The organism is Rhodanobacter lycopersici, from assembly GCF_040812335.1.
Classification (GTDB): Bacteria; Pseudomonadota; Gammaproteobacteria; order Xanthomonadales; family Rhodanobacteraceae; genus Rhodanobacter_A; species Rhodanobacter_A lycopersici.
The window spans coordinates 329,686-354,261 of sequence record NZ_JBFOHK010000003.1 but is presented as its reverse complement, the minus strand read 5'-3'; the positions used below and the strand labels follow the sequence as shown (position 1 = coordinate 354,261).

The following is a 24,576-nucleotide window of genomic DNA, read 5'->3' as shown; positions in this document are numbered from 1 at the left end:
TTTGCCCTGATCGGGCATGGCGCGCGCACCGCATGCCGGCAGCGCATCGCAACGCCGTCCGACCCCCGCAAGCCCGCGCCGCGTCCCTTCCGCGCGAGGCCGTTTTCCCCGTTCGCTCGAGGCTATCGAATGAATTTCCACGAATACCAGGCCAAAGAACTGTTCGCGCAGTACGGCATCACCGTACCGCCGGGCAAGGTCGCCAACTCCCCCGATGCCGCCGTCGACGCCGCCAAGGCGCTGGGCGGTACCCAATGGATGGTCAAGGCGCAGATCCACGCAGGTGGCCGCGGCAAGGCCGGCGGCGTGAAGTTCTGCCGCAGCCTGGACGACGTGCGCGCCGCCGCCAAGGGCATGCTGGGCACCCGGATGGAAACCTACCAGTCCGCCGGCCGCGCCCTGCCGGTGAACCTGGTGCTGGTCACCGACGCCACCGACATCGCCAAGGAGCTGTACCTGTCGATCCTGGTCGACCGCGACTCCAAGTCCGTCTCCTTCATCGCCTCCAAGCACGGCGGCGTGGACATCGAGCAGGTCGCCAAGGACACCCCCGAGGACATCCACACCATCGTGGTGGACTTCGTCGAAGGCCTGCAGCCCTACCAGTGCCGCCAGCTCGGCTTCGCGATGGACCTCAACGCCAAGCAGGTCGGCCAGCTGACCAAGATCATGCTGGGCCTGTACAAGCTGTTCAACGAGAAGGATCTCTCGCTGGTCGAGCTGAACCCGCTCGCCATCCTCGCCGACGGCAACCTCGCCGCGCTGGACGGCAAGGTGAACTCCGACGACAACGCCGAGTTCCGCCACGCTGACCTCGCCGCGATGCGCGACCTCACGCAGGAAGACGCCGCTGAAGCGGCCGCGGTGCAGAACAACCTCAACTACGTGACGATGGACGGCAGCATCGGCTGCATGGTCAACGGCGCTGGCCTGGCCATGGCCACTATGGACGTGATCAAGCTGGCGGGCGGTGAGCCGGCCAACTTCCTCGACGTGGGCGGCGGCGCCACCAAGGAGCGTGTTACCGAGGCATTCAAGCTGATCCTCTCCTCCGACAAGGTGAAGGCCATCCTGGTCAACATCTTCGGCGGCATCGTGCGCTGCGACTTGATCGCCGAGGGCATCATCGCCGCGGTGAAGGAAGTGGGCCTGAAGATCCCAGTGGTGGTGCGCCTGCAGGGCACCAACGTGGAACAGGGCCGTGCGCTGCTGGCCAACTCCGGCCTGGCGATCACGCCGGCCGACGATCTCAACGACGCGGCGCAGAAAGCCGTGGCCGCCGCCAAATAATCACCTGTGGGCGCGGCGCGGGGTGGTTGTAGGAGCGGCTTCAGCCGCGATCCTGCAGCCATCGCGGCTGAAGCCGCTCCTACGGGCATCTGCGTTGTAGGAGCGGCTTCAGCCGCGATGCTTATTTGCCGAGGTTCGCCTCGATCACCTTCTCGGCCTCGGCGTCGGCCTGGCTGGCAATACGGTCGTACACCGTGGTCTCGGCGGCCGGCAGGGCGGGGCCGGCGGCCAGCACCTTGCCCTGGTCGTGGCTGATGTCCACGGTGACGTCGGCGGACAGGCCGACGCGCAGCGGATGCTCATCCAGCTCCTTGTCGTCCAGTGCGATGCGCACCGGCACGCGTTGCACTACCTTGATCCAATTGCCGGTGGCGTTCTGCGCGGGCAGCAGCGAGAACACGCTGCCGGTGCCGGCGCCCAGGCCGATCACCTTGCCGTGATATTCCACCTTATCGCCGTAGAGATCGGTGGTGATCTTTGCCGGCTGGCCGATGCGGATGTGGCGCAGCTGGTTCTCCTTGAAGTTGGCATCCACCCACAGGTCGTGCAGCGGCACCACGCTCATCAGCGACTGGCCGGGCGCCACGCTGTTGCCCAGCTGCACGCTGCGCTCGGCCACGTAGCCGGACACCGGCGCCACGATGGTGTTGCGCTGGGCGGCCACCCAGGCGGCGCGGAAGTTCGCGCGCGCCTGCTGCACGGCCGGATTGCCCGCGATGTCAGTACCGGCAATGGCGGCGTGCGCGGCCCTGGCCTGGGCCTGGGCCGCATCCAGTGCGGCCTGCGCGCCGGCCACGGCATCGCGCAGGTGCTGCACGATCTCGGGCGATTCGGCCTGTGCGGCCACCAGCGGCAGATGGCGCCTGAGATCGGCTTCGGCCTTCTGCAGATCCACCTTGCGCGCGGCCACCGCAGCATCGGCGCCGCCGGCGCTGTCGGTCTGCCCGCGCACCTGGCGCACCGCGAGCGCCAGTGCGCTGCGTGCCTGGCGCAGGCGCACGTCGGCGTCGGTGGGATCGAGGCGCACCAGCACCTGGCCGGCATCGACGTGCTCGGTGTCGTCGGCCAGCACCGCGACCACGGTACCGGGCACCTGGGCGGAGATGCCCACCAGGTTGCCGCCGACATAGGCGTTGTCGGTGTTCTCGCGGATGGAGAACACGAAGAACCAGAGCAGGAACCAGGCCAGTGCGGCGAGGATGAACACCGACGTCACGATCAACAGCGCACGCCGGCGCTTGGGCGGATCCTTGGCGGCGAAACCGCTGTCGTTGCGGTCCTGCGGCAGGGCGGGCTCGGTGGCGCTCATGGGCGGGGGCTCCGGCTGGTGTTCTTGGAAGATGAAGTTTCGGAAGGTGAAATCGGCGAAGGCGGCGTCGTGCTGGCGGTGTCGGCAGGCATGCGGTAGCCGCCACCCAGTGCCTTGATCAGGGCAAGGTCGGTGGTCAGCGCCTGCGCGTGCAGGGCGATGGCCTGGTCTTGCTGCTGCAGCAACTGGGCCTGTGCCGCGAGACCCTCGCGGGCGTCGCGCACGCCGCGGCGCAGGCGGGCCTGTGCGCTGGCCACGAGGCGCTCATCGGTGCCGACCTGTTGTTGCTGCTGCTGGCGGCTCGTCGCCAACTGCTCGGCGGCCAGGGCCTGGCTGGCGACCTCGCGCGTGGCATGGAAGACGGCGGCGTTGTACTGCGCCACCGCGTCGTCGAGCTGGGCGCGGCTGATGCCGTACGCGGCCTTTAGCCGGCCGCCTTCGAAGATCGGCAGATGCAGTGCGGGGGTGAGACCGAACACGCGGCTGCCGGCGCTGAACACGTTGCCCAGGTTGCCCGGGCTGCCGCCACCGAACAGGGCGGGCGTACCCTGGTTGGTGCTCGACAGTCCCGCCAGCGCGGTGATGCTGAAGTCGGGGAAGAACTGCGCACGCGCCACGTCGGTCTGTTTCAGGGCCGCTTCCACCTGCCAGCGACTGGCGGCGATGTCGGGACGACGGGCGATCAGGTCGAGCTTCGCGTCGGCGGGCAGGGCCCCGCTGGTGGCGGGCAACGGCCGCGGCGTCAGCGCCGGCAATTGCGCAGGTGCAACGCCGAGCAGGGCGGCCAGCGCCACCTTGCGGATCTGCGCCGAGCTTTCCAGCGCGGTTTGCGCCTGCTCGACGGCGACCACGCGCGAACGGGCCTCCTGCACGGTGTCGGGCATGTCCACGCCCTGCCGCACGCGCAGTTCGGCGATCGCGAGCATGCGCTGCTGCACGGCCAGCGATTGCCGGGCCAGCGCCAGCCGCGCCTCGTCGGCCAGCCAGCCGAAATAGGTATCGGCCACTGAGTTCTGGATCGTCAGCGCCGCGGCGCTGCGTTGCGCCTCGGCGGCATGCGCCTGGTCCAGCGCGCTTTCGATCGCGGCGCGCTTCTTGCCCCACCAGTCGAAGTCGTACTCGAACTGCAGGCCGAGGTCGGCCTGGTTGTACCAGGTGAAGCCGAGCAGCTGCGGCGGTATCAGGCCGTGCTCGCTCATGCGTTGCCGGCTCACCTGCGCGTTGCCGTTGATGCTGAGCCCGGCCTGGGCGGCGGCGAGTTTCACCGACTGTTCGGCGGTGTGCACGCGGCCCTGCGCTTGCATGAGATCGGGCGACTGGCTCAGCGCCGTGGCCATCAATTCGTCGAGTTGCGGATCGCCGTAGCCGCGCCACCAGTCGCTGGCCGGCCAGCCGGCGCGGGTGGGTACGGACAGCCCGGCCAGCGGCACGTCGTCGCGCAGCGCGGGATGCTGCAGTTTCGGCGGCGCGAACGCGCAGCCGGCGAGCGACAGCAGGATGGCAAGGGCCAGTGCCGCGCGCGGGCGAGGCGGGACGAAGGTCATCGGGGACTCCTTCACGACGCGTCCTCCGCGTCGAGCTGGTCGAGGTTCTTGGCGAGCTTGCGCAGCAGGCGGCTGAGCTGGCTGCGTTCGGTGGCGCTGAAGCCGGCGAACATCGCCTCCACGCGGGGGAACATCGGCGGCAGCATCTTCAGCACGAAGCGGCGTCCGGCGGCGGTGATGCGGATCACCACGCGGCGGCGATCCTCGGCGCTGGCGCCGCGCGAGATCAGGCCGCGCTTCACCAGCGTATTGCCGATGCGGGTCATGTTGGTGCTGCCCTGCGAGGTGAACTCGCACAGCTCGCCCGGGGTGGAACTGCCGTCCGGGCTGCTGTACAGGATCAGCAAAGTGAGGAATTCACTGTCGATGAGCTGCTGCGACTTGAGCTTCTCGTCCAGCGCCTCGTCCATGCGCCCGCCCACCATCAGCATCAGCCGGCACAGCCGGGCCTGTTCGACGGGAAGGTCCGGGATGGCCTCGAGCATGCGCTCGATGCCTTCGTCCATCATCGCGATGCAGTTGCCGAGACGAGACATTTCATTGGCTTATATTTCACTGGTGAAATAAATACTGACGCATGCGGGAGCGTGATGCAAGTGCCGTGTCGTGATCAGGTGGTGAAGGGATCGGGCAGGCGGAACAGCTGGCAGGTGTTCATGGCGGTGGCGGCGGCCACGTCATGCTCCGGTTCGCCGCGCAGCGCCGCCACGCAGCGCAACACCTCGGCGACGCGCGCCGGCTCGTTGCGCCGACCGCGATGGTTTGCGTCGGGCTGGTCGGGAGCGTCGCTTTCCAGCAGTAGGAATTCGATCGGCATGCTTGCCACGATACGGCGCAGGCGCTGCGCGCGCTCGTAGGTCACTGGCCCGCCGATGCCGGTCAGGAAGCCGAGCTGCCACAGCCGGCGTGCCTGTTCCTCGCTGCCGGAGAAGCTGTGCACCACGCCGCGCACGCCGGGATGGTGGCGCAGGGTGAGGATCACTTCCTCCAGCGCCTGCCGTGCATGCACGATCACCGGCAGGTCGAGTTCGCGGGCCAGCGCCAGTTGCCGCGTGAAGTAGCTGCGCTGCAGCGCAGGATCCAGGTCGGCGGCGTGGAAATCCAGCCCGATCTCGCCGATCGCGACGGCAGTGTTCGCGTTGCACCACGACAACAATGCGTCGACATCACCGGGTGCATGCTGACGCAGATACAGCGGGTGCAGGCCGTAGGCGGGGAACAGCATGCGCGGATGCTCCGCGCAAAGGTCGCGAATGCGCGGCCAACTGGCCGCATCCACGGCCGGCACCACCATCCGGTCGATACCGGCGTCGCGCGCGCGCTGCAGCACCTGTGTGCGATCGGCATCGAAGGCGCGGTCGTCAAGATGGACATGGCTGTCGGCGAGCACGGGTGTGATGTGTCTCTCGTTTCCTGATACCGGACGTCATCGCCGGCTGAAGTGATCCCGGCGTGAGGCTAGTGTAATGGCGATGGTCTAGGCGGTATTCAGACTTGTGAAGGTTCAATGGCGCCGCAGATCGCGCGCAGCTGCATGTCACATTGTGTCGCGGACGGAAAACTGACAGAGGAGGATGGTTATGAACAGGTTGATGGTCAATGCACTCAATGTGGGGATTGCTGCCGCGCTGGCCGTCGGCTTGTCGGCCTGCAACCGCAGTGCCGATGCCGGTACCCAGGGGGCGCAGGCAGCGGCCTCGGCGCCTGTGCCCGCGCAGCAGGCGACACCCGCGCCCGTGCAGCCGGCGGGTCCGCAGTACGCCCAGGTGGTCAGCGTGACGCCGGTGCGTTCGACAGACACGCCGCATCAGGTTTGCCGTGACGAAGTGGTGAACCACACGGCGCCGCCGAAGGATCAGCACAATATCGCCGGCACCGCGATCGGCGCCGTGGCCGGTGGCCTGCTTGGCCACATGGTCGGTAGCGGCAAGGGCAATACCCTGGCTACGGTGGCAGGGGCAGTGGGTGGCGGCTACGCCGGCAACCGCATCGAGAATGCACACCACAAGCCGCAGGTGACTTCCACGGTCGAGCGTCGCTGCAGCACGGTGGCCAACGGCGGCGGCAAGATCATCGGCTACGACGTGCAGTACGTGTACAACGGCGTCACCCGCACCACGCGCATGGATCACGACCCAGGCGATCGCGTGCAGGTGCAGGAAGGCGCGATGGCTGTTTCGGACGCTCGTTGATCTCCCGATTCCGTGAACCTCGAAGGAGCTGCGTGATGAACATCCTGACGCGGGGCATTGCTCCGGCAATCGTGCTTGCGGCGGGGCTGGTGCTGGGTGGTTGCGTCACCACGCCGGCCCAGGGTCCCGCCTACGGCCAGGGTTACGGTCGTTGCCAGCAGGGGTGCGGCGTGGTGCAGGACGTGCGGCCGGTGTACGTCGACAGCGGCAACCCCAACGGCGGCGTGCTGGGCGCGGTGATCGGCGCCGTGGCCGGTGGCGTGCTGGGAAGCACCATCGGCAAGGGCGATGGCCGCACCGCCGCTACGGTGGTCGGCGCGGTGGCTGGTGGCGCCGTCGGCAACCAGATCGGCAAGAACTCCGGTGGTGGCGGCAATGCCTGGCGTATCGTGGTGCGACTGGACAACGGCCAGTACGCCACGGTGACCCAGCGCGACAACCCGAACGTCCGCAACGGGGATTACGTGCAGATCAACAACGGCCAGGTTTATCCGATGTGACCGGTGTCGTGATTGTTTTATGGGCGTCTAGACGTCCAAATGAAAAAGCCCTCGCAAGAGGGCTTTTTTCTTTTTGCGATGTCGCCTGCTCAGTTCACGGCGTAGAAGGTGTGGTCGCCGATGGTGATTGCCGGCTTGTTGCGCGACCATGCAGGCGCCACCGCCGCGGTGGCAAAGTGATCGGCGCGTGGCACCAGCATGCGGCGCTTGTTCGCCGGCAGCTGCCAGTCGTGGATCGTGCGGCCGGCGATTTCCCACGCCTTGTGGAAGGCCTCGGCGTTGTCGATCTCGAACGAACCGGGCGTGGTGGTGGTGGCGAACTGGTGCGGCGCCGTCACGACCTGACACACCGTGCTGCCCCATTGGCCGCGCTCGCGGCGGCGCATTGCCACCTCGGCGACGGCCATCTGGCCGATGGTGGGCTGGCTGCGTGCCTCCAGGTACACCGTCGTTGCCAGGCAGGCCTGGTTTGCGACGGGTTGTGGCATCAGGGTGGTCAGCCACAACAACATGGAAAGTTTCATTGTCTGCCTCCAACGTGCTGTACGCGCAGACGAATGAGCTGTCTGACGCGCCGTTGCGGTGGACGGGCGGGCAGGCCGTTCCACCTGGATTGATCGCGCAGCCGAAACTTGTGGCTGGGCGAATGCCACGGGATTGTGGCGTTCGAGCGGCGGCATCTGTGCCGATCGAGAGGTGTTGCCGAGGCGCTTGGCGACGTCTGTTGTCGTGTAGCCTGCAACGGATTCCGCACTCAGGCGGGTGCTCCATCCGGCGGTCTTCGCCGGGTCGCGCCGATACGGAATCTTCCGGTTCGTCGCGTGCTTCGGCAGCCGTGGATGACGGGTGCCGCAATGAAAGGGTGGGCGGAGCCTAACGGTGGATTTTCCTCGCGGCAAGTGCCGGGGTACTCCGGTTTCAACGCGAACCCATGCAAAACGTCGACAAAGATGAACGATTGTTCACGAAAGTGTGGCGATGCAAGCGCTTCAGTTTTCCCAGCGATGTTGCATGCACAACGCCAGCTCATCGTCGAGATGCAAGATGGTGTTCTCCGTCATCGTTGATGTGGCTTCGTCACTCAATACGGCGAGTGCATCGATACCGTTGCCGTCATCGATGACATCGAGCAGCACGCCGATCTCGTCGCTCTCGTGATGCAGGATGTCGCCTGATATTGCGCTGCGCGTCAGGCGCACATTGCACAGATGTCGTTTGTGGCCGCCGCGCCAGTGCAGGCGTGCGACGATTTCCTGCCCGGGATAGCAACCCTTGTCGATTGCGACTGCCTGCAGGCGGTGCAGTGACAGTGCCGGTGGCAGCAAGTGATCGAACGTGGAGGAGGGCAACCAGGGCCAGCCCAGTTGCAGTTGCGGTCGTCGCCACGCCTCGTCGCCTTCGCCGTTGGTGTCGAGGCGCAGGCTGTGCGTTCCGCAGCCGAGCACGATGCCGTCGGTTTCGATGTGCAAGGCGTGCAGCGGCAGCGCAGCGGCGGTGCCCGGCACTTGCCATGGTGACGCCTGCAGCGTGAGCCGGTTGCGAAATACGTAGCGACGCAGCGCCTCGCCCAGTGCCTTTGCCTCGCCGCCGCGCAACAGCAGCAGCAGGCGTTGCTCATCCAGTCGCGCCAGGTGGAACAGCGCACGCACGCGGCCCTGCGCGTTCAGCCACGCACTGAATTGCCACGCGCCGACGGCGAGCGACTGGACGTTGCTGCTGAATTGCGCCTGCGCGAAAGCGAGCGCGTCGGGGCCTTCGATCAGCAGGGTTTCGGCATGGCTGGGAGTCGACATAGGTCAGCCAAGATGCGGGTGATGATGGTGCAACGCAAGTCGTCGCGACATGGGACGCCGCCAACGTCCGCGACGTTCGTCAAGGTTGTGCGGCATTGCGGCAAGTATTAACCTTCCGCCGCTTGTTAACGACCATGTCCGACACTTCCCGCCCAACCGAATCCAGGCCCGCTCCCGCTCCGGCGGAACCGGCGGCCGTGCCCGTGCAACCGGCGGGGGAGAAGGCGGCGGCGGAGCGACCGGCGCCCGATCCCACCCGCTACGGCGACTGGGAGAAGAACGGGCGCTGCATCGATTTCTGATGCGTTGCGTGGCGGCATTCGTCGTCACGTGCGCGTGCGGTTCGGTTTGGCAGACAGATCAGCGATTCCACCCAGGATAGCCGCCATGGCAGACACGCGACGACCGCTCTCTCCGCATCTACAGATCTACAAGTGGCAAGTGCAGATGATGACCTCCATCCTGCATCGCGCCACCGGCATCGCGCTGGCCGTGGGCACGCTGCTCGTGGTCTGGGGCCTGCTCTCGCTGGCTGCGGGCGAGGCCGCCTTCGACCAGTTCAAGACCTGCATGGGCAGCCCGCTGGGCATTATCCTGCTGGTCGGCTGGAGCTGGTCGCTGTTCTATCACCTGTGCAACGGCATCCGTCACCTGGTGCAGGACACTGGCGCGGGCTATGCCATTCCGCAGTTCGTGCGTTCGAGCTGGCTGTCGGTGATCGTCAGCCTGGTACTGGTGATCCTGGTCTGGGCCTATGTGCTGTCCGCCGGAGGTGCCGCATGAGCGCGAACGCGAAGGACCTGCGCAACCCGCTGAAGCGCGCGCGCGGGCTCGGCTCGGCGCAGTCGGGCGTGGGCCACTGGTGGACGCAGCGTGTCACCGCTGCCGCCTTGGTTCTGCTCGGCCTGTGGTTCGTGGCCACCGTGCTCTGCCTGCTGCACGCCGACTACGCCACGGCGAAGGCCGCGGTGGCGAAGCCGTGGAATGCGCTGCTGCTGATCCTGTTCGTGATCACCATGTTCTGGCACGCCGTGCTTGGCCTGCAGGTGGTGATCGAAGACTACGTGCATACCCGCTGGAAGGAAGTGCTCCTGCTGGTGGCGATCAAGTTCCTCGCGGTGCTGGGCGCGCTCGCGGGCGTGCTGGCCGTGCTGCGCATCGCATTGGGAGTTTGAGACCGTGGAAAGCTACAAGATCCAGCAGCACAAGTTCGACGTGATCGTGGTTGGCGCCGGCGGCGCGGGCCTGCGCGCCACCTTCGGCCTGGCCGAGAAGGGCCTCAAGACCGCGTGCATCACCAAGGTGTTCCCGACCCGTTCGCACACCGTGGCGGCGCAGGGCGGCATCGCCGCCGCGCTCGGCAACATGGGCGAGGACGACTGGCGCTTCCACTTCTACGACACCATCAAGGGTTCGGACTGGCTCGGCGACCAGGATGCGATCGAGTACATGTGCCGCGAGGCCATCCCCTCGATCTACGAACTGGAACACTACGGCGTGCCGTTCTCGCGCACGGACGAAGGCCGCATCTACCAGCGCCCGTTCGGCGGCATGACCACGCATTACGGTAAGGGCACCGCGCAGCGCACCTGCGCCGCGGCCGACCGCACCGGCCACGCCATCCTGCACACGCTGTACCAGCAGGCGCTGGCGCATGACGCCACATTCTTCATCGAATACTTCGCGATCGACCTGATCTTCGACGACGAAGGCGTCTGCCGCGGCGTGCTCGCGCTCGACATGAACGAAGGCACGCTGCACCTGTTCCGCGGCCAGGCCGTGGTGCTGGCCACCGGCGGCTACGGCCGTGCCTACTTCAGCGCCACCTCGGCGCATACCTGCACCGGCGACGGCGGCGGCATGGTGCTGCGCGCAGGCTTGGCGCTGCAGGACCTGGAATTCGTGCAGTTCCATCCCACCGGCATCTATGGCGCGGGCTGCCTGATCACCGAGGGCGTGCGCGGCGAGGGCGGTTACCTCACCAATTCCGAGGGCGAGCGCTTCATGGAGCGCTACGCGCCGAGCGCGAAGGACCTGGCCTCGCGCGACGTGGTCAGCCGCGCCATCACCATCGAAGTGCGCGAAGGCCGCGGCGTGGGCGAGCACAAGGACCACGCCTTCCTCAACCTGATGCACCTCGGCCCCGAGGTGATTCACGAACGCCTGCCGGGCATCGCCGAGTCGGCGCGCATCTTCGCCGGTGTCGACGTGACCAAGGAGCCGATCCCGATCCTGCCCACCGTGCACTACAACATGGGCGGCATCCCGACCAACTACCACGGCGAAGTGGTGCAGAAGAAGGGCGACGACGTCGACGCCGTGGTGCCGGGCCTGTTCGCCATCGGCGAGGCGGCCTGCGTGTCGGTGCACGGCGCCAACCGCTTGGGTTCCAACTCGCTGCTCGACCTGGTGGTGTTCGGCCGCGCGGTGTCGCACCGCTGCGCGGAGGTCATCAAGCCGGGCGCGGCGCACAAGGATCTGCCGGCCAGCGCGCTGGACAAGGCGCTGGCCCGCTTCGACGGCCTGCGCCACGCCGACGGTGAGCTGCCCACGGCGAAGATCCGCCTCGACATGCAGCGCACCATGCAGACGGATGCCGCGGTGTTCCGCACCGGCGAGAGCCTCAAGGAAGGCTGCAGCAAGATCGACGCGGTGCATGCCTCGTTCAAGCACGTGCGCACCAGCGACCGTTCGTTGGTGTGGAACTCCGACCTGATCGAGACGCTGGAGCTGGCCAACCTGCTCGACCAGGCGGTGGGCACCATGCATTCGGCCGAGCAGCGCCCGGAAAGCCGTGGCGCCCATGCGCGCGAGGACTTCCCGGATCGCAACGACGCCGAGTGGATGAAGCACACCCTGGTCAAGGTGGACGAGAACGGCAAGGCCAGCTTCGACTTCCGCCCGGTGCACATGTACACCCTGACCGACGAGGTCGAGGTGGTGCCGCCGAAGAAGCGCGTCTATTGATCGTCCGTAGGAGCGGCTTCAGCCGCGACCGGTATCCGCATCAGGCAGTGATCGGGGCTGAAGCCCCTCCTACATGCAAGATTGAAGGGTTCAGCATATGGCAGAGTTTTCGCTACCCAAGAATTCCAAGATCCAGCCCGGCAAGCATTTCCCGGCGAAAGACGCGAAGAAGCCGCGCATCTTCCGTGTCTACCGCTGGAACCCGGATGACGGCCAGAATCCGCGCATCGACACCTACGAGGTGGACCTGGCCGCGTGCGGCCCGATGGTTCTGGACGCGCTGCTGAAGATCAAGAACGAGATCGACCCCACGCTCACGCTGCGCCGCTCCTGCCGCGAGGGCATCTGCGGTTCGTGCGCGATGAACATCGACGGCACCAACACGCTGGCCTGCATCTGCGCGATCGACAAGGTGGCCGCGGGCGACGTGAAGATCTATCCGCTGCCGCACATGCCGGTGGTGAAGGACCTGGTGCCCGACCTCACGCACTTCTACGCCCAGTTCGCCTCGATCAAGCCGTGGTTGCGCACGCAGAGCGCTGCGCCGGACCGCGAGCGCCTGCAGTCGCCGGAAGACCGCAAGAAGCTCGACGGCCTGTACGAGTGCATCCTGTGCGCCTGCTGCTCCACCTCGTGCCCCAGCTACTGGTGGAACGGCGACCGCTACCTCGGTCCGGCGATCCTGCTGCAGGCCTACCGTTGGATCGTCGACAGCCGCGATGAAGACACCGGCGCCCGCCTGGACGACCTGGAAGATCCGTTCAAGCTGTACCGCTGCCACACCATCATGAACTGCGCGCGCACCTGCCCGAAGGGCCTCAACCCGGCCAAGGCGATCGCGGAGATCAAGAAGCTGATGGTGGAGCGCCGCGCCTGATGTTTTCCCTCTCCCCGCCGGGGAGAGGGCAGGGTGAGGGGCGGGTGCTCGCGGGAAAGTTGATCGAGGAAAGCTTCCGATGATGGCTCGACGCAAGATTGGCCCCTCACCTCAATCCTCTCCCCGAAGGGGAGAGGAGGCGAAGGCGGCGCTACGCGCCAATCTTCATGGATAAGGGCCGCCTGCGTTGGCGCACCCGCCGCGGCACCCGCGAACTGGACGCGCTGTTCGGCGGTTGGCTGGACGAGGCCTTCCCGCACGCCGGCGAAGCGCAGCAGCAAGCCTTCGACGAACTGCTCGACGTGCAGGATCCTGACCTGTGGGACTGGGTGATGGGCCACGCCAAGGCACCGCGCGCGGACTGGCAGGCGATCATCGATGACATCCGCGCCCGCCATCGGCTTTGAATACCGTCCCTCGCGCTGGCTGCCGCGCCTGCTGTGGATGGCGGCGACCTTGGCGATCCTCGCCATCGTGCTGTCCGGATTGCCGGGTGGCTTGAAGTTGCTGCTGGCTGCGCTGGTCGCCTTGCTGGTGTTCCGCGCCGTGCGACGCTGGTCGGCTTCGCCCGTGCGGGCGGCAGGCTGGAGCGGCGAAGGCGGCTGGAGCCTGCGCCTCGCCGACCATGGCGACGCGCCAGCCACCCTGGCTTCGTTCCGCGTGCTGGGTGCCTGCATCCTGTTGCGGTTGCACGCAGCTTCGCTGGGCGAACAGGTGCTGTTGCTGGCGCCGGACAACAGCGACGCGGACATCCGGCGCCGCCTGCGCATGCGACTGGCCACGGTGCAGCCGGGCGAAGCCGTGGCGCGCATCTGAACCTCCGGCTTCCGCCGGCACTTTGCTCCCCCTGCGTTGTCCGAGCGAATGCCGGATAATGCCGGCTCTACCGGGCGAGCCGCCCTCCGACCCCATCTGCGACCGCCCATGTTCCGACCGCTAGAGCTTTACATCGGCCTGCGTTATACCCGCGCCAAGCGACGCAACCAGTTCATCTCCTTCATTTCCGCGGTCTCGATCGTCTGCATCTCGATCAGCGTGATCGCGCTGATCACGGTGATGTCGGTGATGAACGGCTTCGACTACCAGATGAAGACGCGCATCCTCGGCGCGATCTCGCACGCCACCATCTCCGGCATCGGCCAGAGCATCGAGGACTGGCCGCGCGCATTGCAGATCGCCAAGGCGAACCCGCACGTGCGGGGTGCCGCGCCTTACGTGGAAATCCAGGCGTTGCTGCAAGGGCGCGCACCCGCTGCGGCGATGGCGCGCGGCATCGACCCCAGGCTGGAACCCTCGGTGGTCGACATCGGCCAGCACATGGTGCATGGCAAGCTCGATGAGCTGACGCCGGGTAACTGGAACATCGTGCTGGGCCAGGACCTGGCCACCCAGCTCGGCGTGAGCGTGGGCGACCAGGTAGTGATGGCCGTCCCCGAGTTCCGCGCCACCCCGTTCGGTGGCATGCCGCGCATGCGCGGCTTCCACGTGGTGGGCACATTCTCGATGGGCATGGAGCAGTTCGATTCCGGCCTCGCCCTGATCAACATCCAGGACGCCGAGAAGCTCAACAGCCAGAGCGGCCCCAGCGGCATCCGCCTGAAGCTGGACGATCTTCTCAATGCTCGCCCGGTGGCGCGCGAACTGGCCGACAAGCTGGGCCAGATCTACCAGGTGCAGACCTGGGAACAGACCAATGCCAACCTGTTCTCCGCGATCTCGATGGAGAAGAAGGTGATGGGCATCATCCTGTCGCTGATCATCCTGGTGGCGGTGATCAACCTGGTCTCGATGCTGATGATGCTGGTCACCGACAAGCAGGCGGACATCGCGATCCTGCGCACGCTGGGCGCCACGCCGCGCAGCGTGATGGGCATGTTCATGGTGCAGGGCCTGCTGGTCGGCCTGGTGGGCATCGGCTTCGGCGTGAGCCTGGGCTCGCTGCTGTCGTGGCGGTTGCCGGGCATCGTGAAGTGGGTCGAGCACGTCTTCCACGTGCAGTTCCTGTCGCCGGACGTGTACTACATCACCGAGGTGCCCAGCCGGCTGGAATGGCACGACGTGGGCTGGGTGGCAGCGGTCACCTTCGCGTTCTCGCTGCTGGCCACCCTGTATCCCGCGTGGCGCGCCTCGCGCACGCAGCCGGCGCAGGCGCTGCGCTATGAGTGAGAAGCATCCGATGTCGCCGAACGCACACGTGCTGCGCGCCCACCGTGTGGCCAAGACCTACGCCGAGGGCGGCCTGCGCACCGAAGTGCTCACCGACGTCAGCTTCGAGCTGAAACGCGGCGAGACCATGGCCATCGTGGGCGCCTCCGGCACCGGCAAGAGCACGCTTCTGCACATCCTGGGCGGGCTGGATACGCTCAGCGCGGGTGAGGTGGAGGTGGACGGACGCCAGCTTTCGAAGCTCTCCGACGCCGAGCGTGGCCGGGTGCGCAACCGCTCGCTGGGCTTCGTCTACCAGTTCCACCACCTGCTGCCCGAATTCACCGCGCTGGAGAACGTGTGCATGCCGCTGCTGATCCGCGGCACGGCGATCGCCGAGGCGCAGAAGCAGGCCACGGCCTTGCTGGAGCGGGTGGGACTGGCTGCGCGCATCCATCACAAGCCGGCCGAGCTCTCCGGCGGCGAACGCCAGCGCTGCGCGGTGGCGCGCGCGCTGGTCACCCGGCCCGCCTGCGTGCTGGGCGACGAGCCCACCGGCAACCTCGACGAGGGCAACGCCGCCCAGGTCTACGCGCTGATGCTGGAGCTCAATCGCGAGATCGGCACCAGCTTCATCCTGGTCACCCACGACCATCGGCTGGCGGCGCGCATGGATCGCACCCTGGTGCTGCACGGCGGCGTGCTGCGCGAGAAGCCGCGCGACTGAAGGGCCGCCGCGGATGGCCCGCCGCGCCGACGCTTGAATGGCGGAAGCCGGCCCGGTTTTGACCGGGCCCACTGACTCGCCAAATCGCCAAGATGGCGGTTTGGCGAGATCAACAAAGGCTTTTGCCTACGTACTTTTCGTCCGTTTCCGCGGCATCGTCGCGCTAGCCTCGACCCGATACCCAGGGAGGCAGGGCGTGGCGCAAATGCGCAACAGGCCACTCACCGCGACACTGGCGGCGCCCGCGCTGCTGGTTGGCGTGCTCGCAGTGCAATGGCTGCCGGCATTGCCACCGGCATGGCTGTCAATCCCGCTGTTGCTGCCCGGCGCAGTGGCGTTCTGGCGCCGGCCGCACTGGCGTCTTCCGTTATGCGTCTGTGCCGGGGCGCTGTGGGCCATGCACGTCGGCGCCAATGCGATGGAGGCGCGCCTGCCGCGTGCGCTGGAAGGCCGCGACTTCGTGGTGACCGGGCACGTCGACGAGCTGCCCCTGAAGCGTGAAGACGCCACACGCTTTGCCTTCGTCGCCGAACACGCCATGCTGGATGGCGAGCCCATGCCCTTGCATGGCCGGATGATGGTGTCCTGGTACGACGAGGCGCCCCCGCTCCGACCCTGTGAGAGCAGGCGCCTGCTGTTGCGCTTGAAGCGGCCGCGCGGGTTGCTCAATCCCGGCACGGCGGACGGCGAGCGCGTGGCCTTGCAGCGCCGCATCGTGGCCACCGGCTATGTGCGCGAGGATCCAGGAAACGCGCTGCTGACCGGCACCTGGTGTGTGGACGGGGTGCGCGATGCGATCGCGCGGGAGATCGCCGGGCGGGTGCGCGACCCGCACGATGCGGCCCTGCTGCAGGCCTTCTCGGTGGGCGATACACGGGGCCTGAGTCAGCACGACTGGGAAGTGGCGCGTGCCAACGGCATCCCGCATCTGATCGCGATCTCCGGTTTCCACGTGGGCGTGTCGGCGGTGTTTGGCGTCTGGCTGCTCGGAGCCTTGTACCTGTTGTGGCCGGGATTGGCGCTACGCCTGCCACGGGTGCAGGCGCAGGCAGCGGGCGCGTTGCTGGCGGCGGGTGTCTACAGCGCACTGGCTGGCTTCGGCTTGCCCACCGTGCGTACCCTGCTGATGATCGCGGTGGTGGCGCTGACGTGTTGCAGCCGGCGTGGTGGCCATGGCGCGCAGTCGTTGGCACTGGCGTTGATCGCGATCCTTGCCGTCGATCCGCTGGCAGTGCTGGCCGCGGGATTCTGGTTGTCGTTCACCGGCGTGGCGCTGCTGATGTTGTGCCTGCAGTCGCGCGGGCGCGGCCTGCGCGCTTTCCTGCACGAGCTCACCGCCGGGCAGCTCCTGATGACGGTGTCGCTGCTGCCCCTGACCTTGTGGTTCTTTGGCGAAGCTTCGCTGGTAGGGGCGTTGTCCAACCTGATCGCGGTGCCGTTCGTGAGCTTCGTGATCGTGCCCTGCGCCTTGCTGGGCATGCTGTGTCTCGGACTGTGCCCGCCGCTGGCCACGCCGGTACTGTGGCTGGCGGCGCAACTGGCGCATGCGCAGTGGTGGTTGCTGGAACGCATGGCGACCTGGCCGGGTGCGCACTGGTATCTGCCGCAGCTGGCGCCGTGGGCGCTGCTGCTGGCCACGCTGGGTGCGTTGTGGATGTTCCTGCCGCGCGGCTTGCCGTTGCGTGCGCTGGGCCTGCTGCTGTTCCTGCCGCTGCTGTGGCCGCGGTTGGCGCGGCCGGCAGCGGGAGCGTTCGAGGTCTGGGTGCTGGACGTGGGGCAGGGCCTGTCGGTGCTGCTGCGCACCCGCGGCCATACGTTGCTCTACGACACGGGGGCGCGTTATCCCTCGGGTTTCGACCTGGGCGAAGCGGCGGTACTGCCTGCAGTCCATGCGCTTGGCATCGCGCGGCTGGACATGCTGATGGTGAGCCATGCCGACAACGACCATGCCGGCGGCACGCTGGCCGTGGCCGCTGCCTTTCCCGCGGCGCTTCGTTATGCGGGCGAGCCGGAACGCATGCCGTTGCCGATGTCGTCCTGCGCGAGCGGGCAGGCATGGTCCTGGGACGGCGTGCGCTTCCGCGTGCTGAGTCCCACCCCGGATGCCGGTGGCAAGGGCAATGACCGTTCCTGCGTATTGCTGGTGGAGGGTGCAGGCGGCAGCCTGCTGCTCACCGGCGACATTACGGCGAAGATCGAACCGCAGGTGGCGGCAGCGCTGGGCAAGGGCGTGGCGCCGGTGTTGATGGTGCCCCACCACGGCAGCAAGACTTCGTCCGGCGCGGATTTCATCGACGCGGTGGATCCGCCGTTCGCCATCGTCTCGGCCGGTTGGCACAACCGTTTCGGGCATCCGAAGCCCGAGGTGATGGCGCGCTATGCCGAGGCCGGCGTGCCGGTGCTGAACACCGCCGACAGCGGCGCGATCGGCATCGATTTCCCGGCCGGAGCACCGGCGGACGTCACCGGGCGCTGGCGGCTGCGCGATCCGCGCTACTGGCGCGAGATGCCCTGAGACCGTGGCCAGACCCTGATTTCCGCTGCGCGCGGAGACTGCCACTCCCGCCACGGAACCGGCCGGCCCGGCTGCTATGATGCGGCCTCTTCGTTTTGAACGCCCGGTGGGGACGAACGTGCTCGATATCCTGATGGCTGGCGGTTGGGCGATGCTGCCCATCCTGGTGTGTTCGCTGGTGGCGCTGGCGATCGTGCTGGAGCGCTGCTGGACGCTGCGGCGCAAGGCCGTGCTGCCGCCGGGGCTGGGCGAGGAAGTGCGCCAGTGGGCGCGCGCCGGCCAGCTCGACCCGAATCACCTGGAGGCGTTGTCGAACGGTTCGCCATTGGGCGAGCTGCTGGCCGCCGCGCTGGCGATACGCGGCCAGTCGCGCGAGCTGATCAAGGAGCGCATCGAGGACACCGGCCGGCATGTGGTGCACGAGATGGAGCGCTACCTCAACACGCTGGGCACGATCGCGCTGATCGGCCCGCTGCTGGGCCTGTTCGGCACGGTGATCGGCCTGATCCGCATGTTCATGCAGGTGATGGCCGGCGGCATCGGCGATCCGGCGAAGATGGCCGGCGGCATCGGCGAGGCGCTGATCTGCACTGCCTCCGGTCTCACCGTGGCGATCCCCGCCTACGTGCTGCACCGCTACTTCCGCTCGCGCGTGGCCGGCTACTGTGTGCAGATGGAGAAGCAGGCCACCGCGCTGCTGGACGAACTCACTCTCCATGCGCCGGTCGCGGCGCGCCCACGCCGCACGTCGGCGACTGCCGCCACCGCTCCGGGCGCGGGCTGAAGCGCATGCGCATCGGCAACGACCGCCGCGGGGACGACTTCGAGATCAACGTGGTGCCGTTGATCGACGTGCTGCTCACCCTGCTGATGTTCTTCGTGCTCACCAGCACCTTCATCCAGCACTCGCGCATGCAGGTCACCCTGCCCGACGCCAGCGTGCAGGACCGCGACATGAACGCGCCCGCGCTCACCATCACGGTCGACCGCGATGGCCGCTACTGGGTGGGCAGCGACGCGGTGCCGGGCGAGGGCATCGATGCGCTGAAGCAGGTGATCGAGCGCAACGCGAACGGCGACCATGACCGCCCGGTGACGATCCGCGCCGATGCGCTGTCCTCGCACCAGAGCGTGGTGACCGCGATGGACGCGCTGGGCCAGCTCGGCTTCACCCGCCTGTCGATCGCCACCACGCCGACGCAGCCGGGCGGGGCGCAATGAGCGGCGGCAAGACTGTGATCTGGGACGCACAGACCTGGCGTGTCTATAAGCGTCTGCTGGGGTATACACGGCGCTACTGGGCCATCGGCGTGATCACGATGGTTTGCATGGCATTGGACAGCGGCAGCCTGACGGTCTTCACAAAGCTGATCAAGCCGATCATCGATCAGCTGTTTGCGAAGAAGGATCCTTACCTGATTTTCTGGATGCCGCTCTGGATCATCGGCATCTTCCTTGCGCGTGGCGTGGCCATCTTCATCGGCAACTACGGCATTTCCTACATCAGTCGCAACGTGGTGCAGTCCATCCAGAGTGATGTATTCGCCGCCTACCTCCGGTTACCGGCGACCTTTTTCGGGGGCGAGGCGTCGGGGCACCAGATTTCCCGCGTCACCTATACCTGTGAGCAGGTAGCTTCGGCCTCTACGGATGCGGTGAGGACAGTGATCACCGAGACCGCCATGGTGGTCGGCATGATGTACGTGATGCTCAGCACCAGCGCGTACCTCACCCTGGCGCTGTTCGTGATGATTCCGCCCATCGTGCTGATCGCCACGGCGGTGAGCCGGCGCTATCGGCTCATCAGTCGGCGTATCCAGAGCATGATGGGGTCGGTCGTCGGCGTGGTGGACGAATCGGTCGGTGCGCATCGTGAAGTACGTGTTTATGGCGGCCAGAAGCAGGCTGCCGCGAGTTTCGACGAAGTGATCAGCCGCACGCGTCGTCTGAATCTGAAGATTGCCGCCACCAGTGCGACGTCGAGCTCCTCGATCCAGACGGTTGCCGCGATGGCATTGGCGTTGCTGGTGTATCTGGGCACCCGGTCGTGGGAGATCAACAGCATCTCGTCAGGCACCTTCATCACTGTGCTGGTCGCGATGGGTGGCATGCTGCCGTCGTTGAAACGGCTCACCAACGTGCAGGCGAACATCCAGCGCGGCGTGTCGGCGGCGGAGGATCTGTTCGATATCATGGACCTGCCGCCCGAGGTCGACCGCGGCACGCGCGAGCTGGTGCGCACGCGCGGCGACCTGCGTTTCGAGGACGTGCGACTGGTCTATTCGCGCAACGATTTTCCCGCGCTGCGCGGGGTGGATCTGCATTGCGCGCCGGGCACGGTCACCGCGCTGGTCGGCCGTTCCGGCAGCGGCAAGAGCAGCTTGGTCAGCCTGCTGCCACGCTTCAACGAACCAAGCGCGGGCCGCATCGTGCTGGACGGCGAGAACTACGAGGACTACACACTGGCCTCGCTGCGCCGGCAGATCGCCTGGGTGGGGCAGAGCGTGGTGCTGTTCGACGACACCGTGGCCAACAACATCGCCTACGGCGAGCTGGCCGGCGCCAGCGAGGCCGAGATCGTGGCCGCGGCCGAGGCGGCCAACGCGATGGAATTCATCGCGCGCCTGCCCAAGGGCATCCGCAGCCATATCGGCGAAAGCGGCAACATGCTGTCCGGCGGCCAGCGCCAGCGCATTGCGATCGCCCGCGCGATCCTCAAGAACGCGCCGATCCTGGTGCTGGACGAGGCCACCAGCGCGCTGGACACCGAATCGGAGCGGCTGATCCAGCAGGCGCTGCAGCAGCTGATGCGCGACCGCACCACCCTGGTGATCGCGCACCGCCTCTCCACCATCGAGGGCGCCGACCAGATCGCCGTGATGGAGCAGGGCCGCATCGTGGAACGCGGCACCCACGCCGAGTTGCTGGCGCAGAACGGCCACTACGCCGCCTTGCACCGCATGCAGTTCCACGACGCAGGCCAGGGCGGCGACTGAGGCGCTCATGGCGCTTGCCGACAGACTCCAGCTCGCGTGGTACGGCACCGGTCGCAGCCCATGGTGGACCTGGCCGTTGGCCGTCCTGTACGGCGCACTCACCGCCTTGCGCCGCGTGCTGTATCGCTCCGGTGCGCTGCGCCATGCGCGTCTGCAGGTACCGGTGATCGTGATCGGCAACCTCACCGCGGGCGGTACCGGCAAGACGCCGTTGACTATCGCGCTGGCGGAAGCCTTGCATGCGCGCGGCTTCCGCCCCGGCGTGGTCAGCCGCGGCCATGGCGGCCGCCAGCGCGAGCCGATGCTGCTGGACGGGGCGCCCGATCCCGCCGCGGTGGGCGACGAGCCTTGCCTGATCCGCGCCAGCGGCGTGCCGGTGGCGGTGGGGCGCGACCGCCCCGCGGCGGCGCAATTGCTGGTGGAGGACGGCTGCGATGTGGTGATCGCCGACGATGGCCTGCAGCATTATCGCCTCGCCCGCGACGTGGAGATCTGCGTGATCGACGGCGCGCGCCGTTTCGGCAACGGCCACCTGCTGCCGGCCGGTCCGCTGCGCGAACCATTGCGACGGCTGGCGCGCGTGGATTTTCGCGTGTGCAACGGTGCTATGCCGCAGGCCGGCGAATATCCCATGCAGCTTGCGGGTGGTGATGCGGTGACGCTCGATGGCGCGCAGCGGCAGCCGCTTTCGGGCTTCGCGGGCCGGCGTGTGCACGCGGTGGCCGCCATCGGCAATCCGGAACGCTTCTTCTCCGGCTTGCGCAATGCAGGCGTCGAAGTGATCGAGCATGCGTTTCCCGATCACCATGCTTTCGTCGCCGGCGAGCTTGCCTTCGGCGACGGCCTGGCGGTGCTGATGACCGACAAGGACGCGGTGAAATGCCGTGGCTTCGCCCAGCCGCACTGGTGGCGCGTGCCGGTGCGTGCCGAATTGCCGCCGGCCTTTGTCGAGGCACTGATCGCACGCCTGCCTGCGCGCGCGTAGGAGCGGCTTCAGCCGCGATGCCTTTGCCACGTGCGTGCTGCGGAATCGCGGCTGAAGCCGCGCCTACACGGGCTGGCCGTTCAGCCAGATCTGTCGCACCAGCTGGCCGCCGATCCAGTAGCACAGCTCGGCGGGTTGCTTCGCGTTCCACGCCACCAGGTCCGCGCGCTGGCCTACGGCGAGCGTGCCGCGGTCCGGCAGGCCCAGCGCGCGGGCCGCGTTGACCGTGACGCCGCGCAGGGCTTCCTCGGGTGTGAGGCGGAACAGCGTGCAGGCCATGTTCGCGGCCAGCCGCAGCGAGAGCAGGGGCGAGGTGCCGGGGTTGCAGTCGGTGGCGATGGCGATCGGCACACCGTGCTCGCGCAGCGCCGCCACCGGCGGCAGGCGGGTTTCGCGCAGCGCGTAGAACGCGCCGGGCAGCAGCACGGCCACGGTGCCGGCTGCCGCCATCGCGGCGATGCCCGCTTCGCCCAGGTGTTCCAGATGGTCGGCGGACAGGCCATCGAAACCGGCCACCAGCGCGGCACCGCCCTGGTCGGACAGCTGTTCGGCGTGCAGCTTCACCGGCAGGCCGAGTTGCCGTGCGCGTTCGAACAGGCGGCGCGTCTCGGCGGGCGTGAAGGCGATGCGTTCGCAGAACGCATCCACTGCATCGACCAGGCCTTCGGCCGCCAGCGTGGGGAGCATGTCGTCGCACACCAGCGCCACGTAGTCGTCGCGGCGTTCCCTGTATTCCGGCGGCAGTGCGTGCAGGCCGAGGAAGCTGGTGCGCACCGTGATGCCCAGCTCGGCGCCGATGCGCCGCGCCACGCGCAGCATGCGCCGCTCGGCTTCCGGTTCCAGTCCGTAGCCGGATTTGATCTCCAGCGTGGTCACGCCGTCGGCGAGCAGGGCGCGGGCGCGCGGCAGCGATTGCGCGAACAGTTCGTCCTCGCTCGCGGCGCGGGTGGCGCGCACGCTGGAGACGATGCCGCCACCGGCGCGGGCGATCTCCTCGTAGCTGGCACCATTGAGGCGCATGTCGAATTCGTGGGCGCGGTTGTCGCCGAACACGAGGTGGGTGTGGCAGTCCACCAGTCCTGGCGTGAGCAGGGCGCCGCCAAGGTCTTCGACGTGCCTGGCGCTCGCGCCAGGCGGAAGCTCGCGCATCGGGCCGATCCAGGCGATGTGGCCGTCGACGCAGGCCAGTGCGCCGTCTTCGATCAGGCCGAACGGCGCGTCGACGGCGAAGCCCGCCAAGCTGGCATGGGTAAGCAGCAGGTCCCAGCGGTTGGCGGTCATGCCTGGTGGTGTCCGTTGTCGGAATCGTCGGTGAGGGCGTCGGCAGGCTCTGCGGCCGGTTCCTCATAGGCGCTGGTACCGCCGGTGGCGGGCGGCGGGGCAGCGTGCGCTGCCTGTTGTTGCTCGAAATCACGCACCATGCGTTCGGCGAAGTCCTTGTACACCGGCGTGGGGGAGAAGATCGACGCCGCCGCGCGGGCAAGCAGGCAGGCGGCCATGATCGGGATCACCATCGCCTGGTTGTCGGTCAGTTCCATCGCGATCACCGCCGAGGTGAGCGGGGCGCCGGTGACGCCGGACAAATAGGCGCTCATGCCCAACAGCACCACCGCGGCGGCCGGCGCGTGCGGCAGGAAGTGCGCGATGTTGTGGCCGAGGCCCGCGCCCACGGCGAGCGCCGGCGAGAAGATGCCGCCCGGGATGCCGGCCCAGTACGACACCACGTTCGCCAGCAGCTTGGCGATGCCGAAACCCTCGCCGGGCGTTTGCGCCGCCTCCTGCACGAAGGCACGCGCCTGGTCGTAGCCGGTGCCGTACACGCTGCCATGCGAGAGCACGCCGATCACTGCCAGCGCGAGGCCGCAGGCGGTGGCAAACAGCACGGGGTTGCGCGAGCGCAGGCGGCCGACCAGCGCCAGCGGGCCGCGCCTGCCGAGCAGGATCAGCCGCGCGAACAGCCCGCCCAGCAGCCCGCAGATCACCCCGCACAGCAACACCGCCAGCCACGCATGGCCCAGCGGCAGGTCGGTCTGCACGGTGCCGAAGTACGAGTAGTTGCCCATGATGCCCAGCGATACCACGCCACCCACGAACACCGCGGTGAGCAGCAGGCCGCTGAAGCGGTGCTCGAAGGTGCCGGCCAGTTCCTCGATGGCGAAGATCACGCCGGCCAGCGGCGTGTTGAACGCGGCCGCGATGCCGCAGGCGCCGCCGGCGAGGATGAAGCGCGAGATCGCCTTGGCGTCGGTGAAACCGAAGCGCCGGCCCAGCGAATAGAACAATCCCGCACCCACGTGCACGGTAGGCCCTTCGCGGCCGATCGAGGCGCCCACCGCCAGGGCGATCAGGGTCAGCGCCATCTTGCTGGCCGCTATCGGCAAGGCCAGCATCCGTGCACGGAAGCCCTCGTCCTCCACATGCAGAGTCGCGATCGCCTGCGGGATGCCGCTGCCGCGCGCCGCGCGCAGCTGGCCCTCGGTGACCCACGACAACAGGCCGAACGCCAGCGGGGTGAGGATCAGCGGTATCCACGTGCCGTGCGCCAGGATGCGCAGGAACAAGTCGTACGACCAGGTGCTGGCCTTGGCGAACAGGATCGCCGCCAGCGCCACCAGCACCGCGCCGCTCCACAGCGCGATGCGGCGTTTCCACTGGTGCGGCGCGAAGAACTCGTGGCCAAGCACGGCCTGCAGGCGCGGGTTGGACGATTTCGGCGGTGCGGATGGCTCGGACATC

General features: G+C 67.7%; 25 protein-coding genes. 17 read left to right on the top strand and 8 right to left on the bottom strand.

Annotated elements, in window-relative coordinates:
* Positions 1-129: 129 nt before the first annotated feature.
* The gene (sucC, locus tag ABQJ54_RS12980; protein ID WP_367854733.1) at positions 130-1,290 is read left to right on the top strand and encodes an ADP-forming succinate--CoA ligase subunit beta; all 1,161 of its coding nucleotides are present in this window, start codon (positions 130-132) and stop codon (positions 1,288-1,290) included.
* A 121-nt stretch (positions 1,291-1,411) separates the two neighbouring features.
* Here the strand turns inward: sucC and ABQJ54_RS12975 are convergent, their stop codons facing one another.
* The 4 genes from ABQJ54_RS12975 to ABQJ54_RS12960 all read right to left on the bottom strand — a co-directional run bounded on the left by ABQJ54_RS12975 (position 1,412) and on the right by ABQJ54_RS12960 (position 5,533).
* The gene (locus ABQJ54_RS12975) at positions 1,412-2,599 is read right to left on the bottom strand and encodes an HlyD family secretion protein (RefSeq protein WP_367854732.1); all 1,188 of its coding nucleotides are present in this window, start codon (positions 2,597-2,599) and stop codon (positions 1,412-1,414) included.
* Complete coding sequence (locus tag ABQJ54_RS12970; RefSeq protein ID WP_367854731.1) at positions 2,596-4,143, bottom strand: efflux transporter outer membrane subunit; 1,548 nt, start codon at positions 4,141-4,143, stop codon at positions 2,596-2,598. Before ABQJ54_RS12970 ends, ABQJ54_RS12975 begins: the two co-directional genes overlap by 4 nt.
* Before the next feature lie 11 nt (positions 4,144-4,154).
* On the bottom strand, positions 4,155-4,679 hold the full coding sequence (locus ABQJ54_RS12965; protein ID WP_367854730.1) for a MarR family winged helix-turn-helix transcriptional regulator: 525 nt from the start codon (positions 4,677-4,679) through the stop codon (positions 4,155-4,157).
* Between the two features lie 74 nt (positions 4,680-4,753).
* Complete coding sequence (locus tag ABQJ54_RS12960) at positions 4,754-5,533, bottom strand: TatD family hydrolase (RefSeq protein WP_367854729.1); 780 nt, start codon at positions 5,531-5,533, stop codon at positions 4,754-4,756.
* 190 nt (positions 5,534-5,723) lie between these two features.
* Here ABQJ54_RS12960 and ABQJ54_RS12955 point away from each other — a divergent pair, with 190 nt between their 5' ends.
* The gene (locus tag ABQJ54_RS12955) at positions 5,724-6,335 is read left to right on the top strand and encodes a glycine zipper 2TM domain-containing protein (protein ID WP_367854728.1); all 612 of its coding nucleotides are present in this window, start codon (positions 5,724-5,726) and stop codon (positions 6,333-6,335) included.
* A gap of 35 nt (positions 6,336-6,370) precedes the next feature.
* On the top strand, positions 6,371-6,835 hold the full coding sequence (locus ABQJ54_RS12950; protein WP_367854727.1) for an outer membrane lipoprotein: 465 nt from the start codon (positions 6,371-6,373) through the stop codon (positions 6,833-6,835).
* A gap of 89 nt (positions 6,836-6,924) precedes the next feature.
* Here the strand turns inward: ABQJ54_RS12950 and ABQJ54_RS12945 are convergent, their stop codons facing one another.
* Together ABQJ54_RS12945 and ygfZ are read right to left on the bottom strand one after the other, a co-directional pair.
* Positions 6,925-7,359 carry a cell wall hydrolase gene (locus ABQJ54_RS12945; protein ID WP_367854726.1) on the bottom strand — a complete coding sequence of 145 codons (435 nt, stop codon included), beginning with the start codon at positions 7,357-7,359 and terminating at the stop codon, positions 6,925-6,927.
* Between the two features lie 465 nt (positions 7,360-7,824).
* Complete coding sequence (ygfZ, locus tag ABQJ54_RS12940) at positions 7,825-8,628, bottom strand: CAF17-like 4Fe-4S cluster assembly/insertion protein YgfZ (protein ID WP_367854725.1); 804 nt, start codon at positions 8,626-8,628, stop codon at positions 7,825-7,827.
* A gap of 197 nt (positions 8,629-8,825) precedes the next feature.
* On the opposite strand from ygfZ, the gene ABQJ54_RS12935 reads away from it, so the two are divergent.
* The 14 genes from ABQJ54_RS12935 to lpxK all read left to right on the top strand — a co-directional run bounded on the left by ABQJ54_RS12935 (position 8,826) and on the right by lpxK (position 21,840).
* Positions 8,826-8,930 carry a DUF1674 domain-containing protein gene (locus ABQJ54_RS12935; protein ID WP_367854724.1) on the top strand — a complete coding sequence of 35 codons (105 nt, stop codon included), beginning with the start codon at positions 8,826-8,828 and terminating at the stop codon, positions 8,928-8,930.
* A gap of 85 nt (positions 8,931-9,015) precedes the next feature.
* Positions 9,016-9,411 carry a succinate dehydrogenase, cytochrome b556 subunit gene (sdhC, locus tag ABQJ54_RS12930; protein ID WP_367854723.1) on the top strand — a complete coding sequence of 132 codons (396 nt, stop codon included), beginning with the start codon at positions 9,016-9,018 and terminating at the stop codon, positions 9,409-9,411.
* Positions 9,408-9,803, top strand: coding sequence for a succinate dehydrogenase, hydrophobic membrane anchor protein (gene sdhD, locus ABQJ54_RS12925; protein ID WP_367854722.1), 396 nt, complete (start codon positions 9,408-9,410; stop codon positions 9,801-9,803). The genes sdhC and sdhD overlap by 4 nt, the downstream gene beginning before the upstream one ends.
* 4 nt (positions 9,804-9,807) lie before the next feature.
* Positions 9,808-11,595 (top strand): succinate dehydrogenase flavoprotein subunit, encoded by a 1,788-nt coding sequence (sdhA, locus tag ABQJ54_RS12920; protein ID WP_367854721.1) that lies wholly within the window; start codon positions 9,808-9,810, stop codon positions 11,593-11,595.
* 97 nt (positions 11,596-11,692) lie between these two features.
* Positions 11,693-12,472 carry a succinate dehydrogenase iron-sulfur subunit gene (locus ABQJ54_RS12915; RefSeq protein WP_367854720.1) on the top strand — a complete coding sequence of 260 codons (780 nt, stop codon included), beginning with the start codon at positions 11,693-11,695 and terminating at the stop codon, positions 12,470-12,472.
* 167 nt (positions 12,473-12,639) lie between these two features.
* Positions 12,640-12,879 carry an FAD assembly factor SdhE gene (locus tag ABQJ54_RS12910; RefSeq protein WP_367854719.1) on the top strand — a complete coding sequence of 80 codons (240 nt, stop codon included), beginning with the start codon at positions 12,640-12,642 and terminating at the stop codon, positions 12,877-12,879.
* Positions 12,851-13,288: a protein YgfX gene (locus tag ABQJ54_RS12905; protein WP_367854718.1), complete on the top strand. Its 438-nt coding sequence runs from the start codon at positions 12,851-12,853 to the stop codon at positions 13,286-13,288. The genes ABQJ54_RS12910 and ABQJ54_RS12905 overlap by 29 nt, the downstream gene beginning before the upstream one ends.
* Positions 13,289-13,396: 108 nt before the next feature.
* A complete protein-coding gene (locus ABQJ54_RS12900; RefSeq protein WP_367854717.1) occupies positions 13,397-14,638 on the top strand; it encodes a lipoprotein-releasing ABC transporter permease subunit in 1,242 nt (413 codons plus the stop codon).
* Entirely contained in the window at positions 14,631-15,344 is a 714-nt protein-coding gene (gene lolD, locus ABQJ54_RS12895; RefSeq protein WP_367854716.1) for a lipoprotein-releasing ABC transporter ATP-binding protein LolD, read from the top strand. Before ABQJ54_RS12900 ends, lolD begins: the two co-directional genes overlap by 8 nt.
* Positions 15,345-15,549: 205 nt before the next feature.
* On the top strand, positions 15,550-17,859 hold the full coding sequence (locus ABQJ54_RS12890; protein WP_367854715.1) for a DNA internalization-related competence protein ComEC/Rec2: 2,310 nt from the start codon (positions 15,550-15,552) through the stop codon (positions 17,857-17,859).
* 133 nt (positions 17,860-17,992) lie between these two features.
* Positions 17,993-18,643, top strand: coding sequence for a MotA/TolQ/ExbB proton channel family protein (locus ABQJ54_RS12885; protein WP_367854903.1), 651 nt, complete (start codon positions 17,993-17,995; stop codon positions 18,641-18,643).
* Between the two features lie 5 nt (positions 18,644-18,648).
* Positions 18,649-19,080 (top strand): ExbD/TolR family protein, encoded by a 432-nt coding sequence (locus ABQJ54_RS12880; protein WP_367854714.1) that lies wholly within the window; start codon positions 18,649-18,651, stop codon positions 19,078-19,080.
* Entirely contained in the window at positions 19,077-20,855 is a 1,779-nt protein-coding gene (gene msbA, locus ABQJ54_RS12875; RefSeq protein ID WP_367854713.1) for a lipid A export permease/ATP-binding protein MsbA, read from the top strand. Before ABQJ54_RS12880 ends, msbA begins: the two co-directional genes overlap by 4 nt.
* 7 nt (positions 20,856-20,862) lie before the next feature.
* A complete protein-coding gene (lpxK, locus tag ABQJ54_RS12870; protein ID WP_367854712.1) occupies positions 20,863-21,840 on the top strand; it encodes a tetraacyldisaccharide 4'-kinase in 978 nt (325 codons plus the stop codon).
* Between the two features lie 63 nt (positions 21,841-21,903).
* On the opposite strand, the gene hutI is transcribed toward lpxK, so the two are convergent.
* Together hutI and ABQJ54_RS12860 are read right to left on the bottom strand one after the other, a co-directional pair.
* The gene (hutI, locus tag ABQJ54_RS12865) at positions 21,904-23,121 is read right to left on the bottom strand and encodes an imidazolonepropionase (protein WP_367854711.1); all 1,218 of its coding nucleotides are present in this window, start codon (positions 23,119-23,121) and stop codon (positions 21,904-21,906) included.
* Positions 23,118-24,575: a chloride channel protein gene (locus ABQJ54_RS12860; protein WP_367854710.1), complete on the bottom strand. Its 1,458-nt coding sequence runs from the start codon at positions 24,573-24,575 to the stop codon at positions 23,118-23,120. Before ABQJ54_RS12860 ends, hutI begins: the two co-directional genes overlap by 4 nt.
* Position 24,576 lies beyond the last annotated feature (1 nt).

Excerpts from the sequence above, each read along its gene's own strand:
- sucC (WP_367854733.1), top strand. The coding sequence starts at position 130 with ATGAATTTCCACGAATACCAGGCCAAAGAACTGTTCGCGCAGTACGGC.
- ABQJ54_RS12975 (WP_367854732.1), bottom strand. The coding sequence starts at position 2,599 with ATGAGCGCCACCGAGCCCGCCCTGCCGCAGGACCGCAACGACAGCGGT.
- ABQJ54_RS12970 (WP_367854731.1), bottom strand. The coding sequence starts at position 4,143 with ATGACCTTCGTCCCGCCTCGCCCGCGCGCGGCACTGGCCCTTGCCATC.
- ABQJ54_RS12965 (WP_367854730.1), bottom strand. The coding sequence starts at position 4,679 with ATGTCTCGTCTCGGCAACTGCATCGCGATGATGGACGAAGGCATCGAG.
- ABQJ54_RS12955 (WP_367854728.1), top strand. The coding sequence starts at position 5,724 with ATGAACAGGTTGATGGTCAATGCACTCAATGTGGGGATTGCTGCCGCG.
- ABQJ54_RS12950 (WP_367854727.1), top strand. The coding sequence starts at position 6,371 with ATGAACATCCTGACGCGGGGCATTGCTCCGGCAATCGTGCTTGCGGCG.
- ABQJ54_RS12945 (WP_367854726.1), bottom strand. The coding sequence starts at position 7,359 with ATGAAACTTTCCATGTTGTTGTGGCTGACCACCCTGATGCCACAACCC.
- ygfZ (WP_367854725.1), bottom strand. The coding sequence starts at position 8,628 with ATGTCGACTCCCAGCCATGCCGAAACCCTGCTGATCGAAGGCCCCGAC.
- sdhC (WP_367854723.1), top strand. The coding sequence starts at position 9,016 with ATGGCAGACACGCGACGACCGCTCTCTCCGCATCTACAGATCTACAAG.
- sdhD (WP_367854722.1), top strand. The coding sequence starts at position 9,408 with ATGAGCGCGAACGCGAAGGACCTGCGCAACCCGCTGAAGCGCGCGCGC.
- ABQJ54_RS12915 (WP_367854720.1), top strand. The coding sequence starts at position 11,693 with ATGGCAGAGTTTTCGCTACCCAAGAATTCCAAGATCCAGCCCGGCAAG.
- ABQJ54_RS12910 (WP_367854719.1), top strand. The coding sequence starts at position 12,640 with ATGGATAAGGGCCGCCTGCGTTGGCGCACCCGCCGCGGCACCCGCGAA.
- ABQJ54_RS12905 (WP_367854718.1), top strand. The coding sequence starts at position 12,851 with ATGACATCCGCGCCCGCCATCGGCTTTGAATACCGTCCCTCGCGCTGG.
- ABQJ54_RS12900 (WP_367854717.1), top strand. The coding sequence starts at position 13,397 with ATGTTCCGACCGCTAGAGCTTTACATCGGCCTGCGTTATACCCGCGCC.
- lolD (WP_367854716.1), top strand. The coding sequence starts at position 14,631 with ATGAGTGAGAAGCATCCGATGTCGCCGAACGCACACGTGCTGCGCGCC.
- ABQJ54_RS12890 (WP_367854715.1), top strand. The coding sequence starts at position 15,550 with ATGCGCAACAGGCCACTCACCGCGACACTGGCGGCGCCCGCGCTGCTG.
- ABQJ54_RS12885 (WP_367854903.1), top strand. The coding sequence starts at position 17,993 with ATGGCTGGCGGTTGGGCGATGCTGCCCATCCTGGTGTGTTCGCTGGTG.
- ABQJ54_RS12880 (WP_367854714.1), top strand. The coding sequence starts at position 18,649 with ATGCGCATCGGCAACGACCGCCGCGGGGACGACTTCGAGATCAACGTG.
- msbA (WP_367854713.1), top strand. The coding sequence starts at position 19,077 with ATGAGCGGCGGCAAGACTGTGATCTGGGACGCACAGACCTGGCGTGTC.
- lpxK (WP_367854712.1), top strand. The coding sequence starts at position 20,863 with ATGGCGCTTGCCGACAGACTCCAGCTCGCGTGGTACGGCACCGGTCGC.
- hutI (WP_367854711.1), bottom strand. The coding sequence starts at position 23,121 with ATGACCGCCAACCGCTGGGACCTGCTGCTTACCCATGCCAGCTTGGCG.
- ABQJ54_RS12860 (WP_367854710.1), bottom strand. The coding sequence starts at position 24,575 with ATGTCCGAGCCATCCGCACCGCCGAAATCGTCCAACCCGCGCCTGCAG.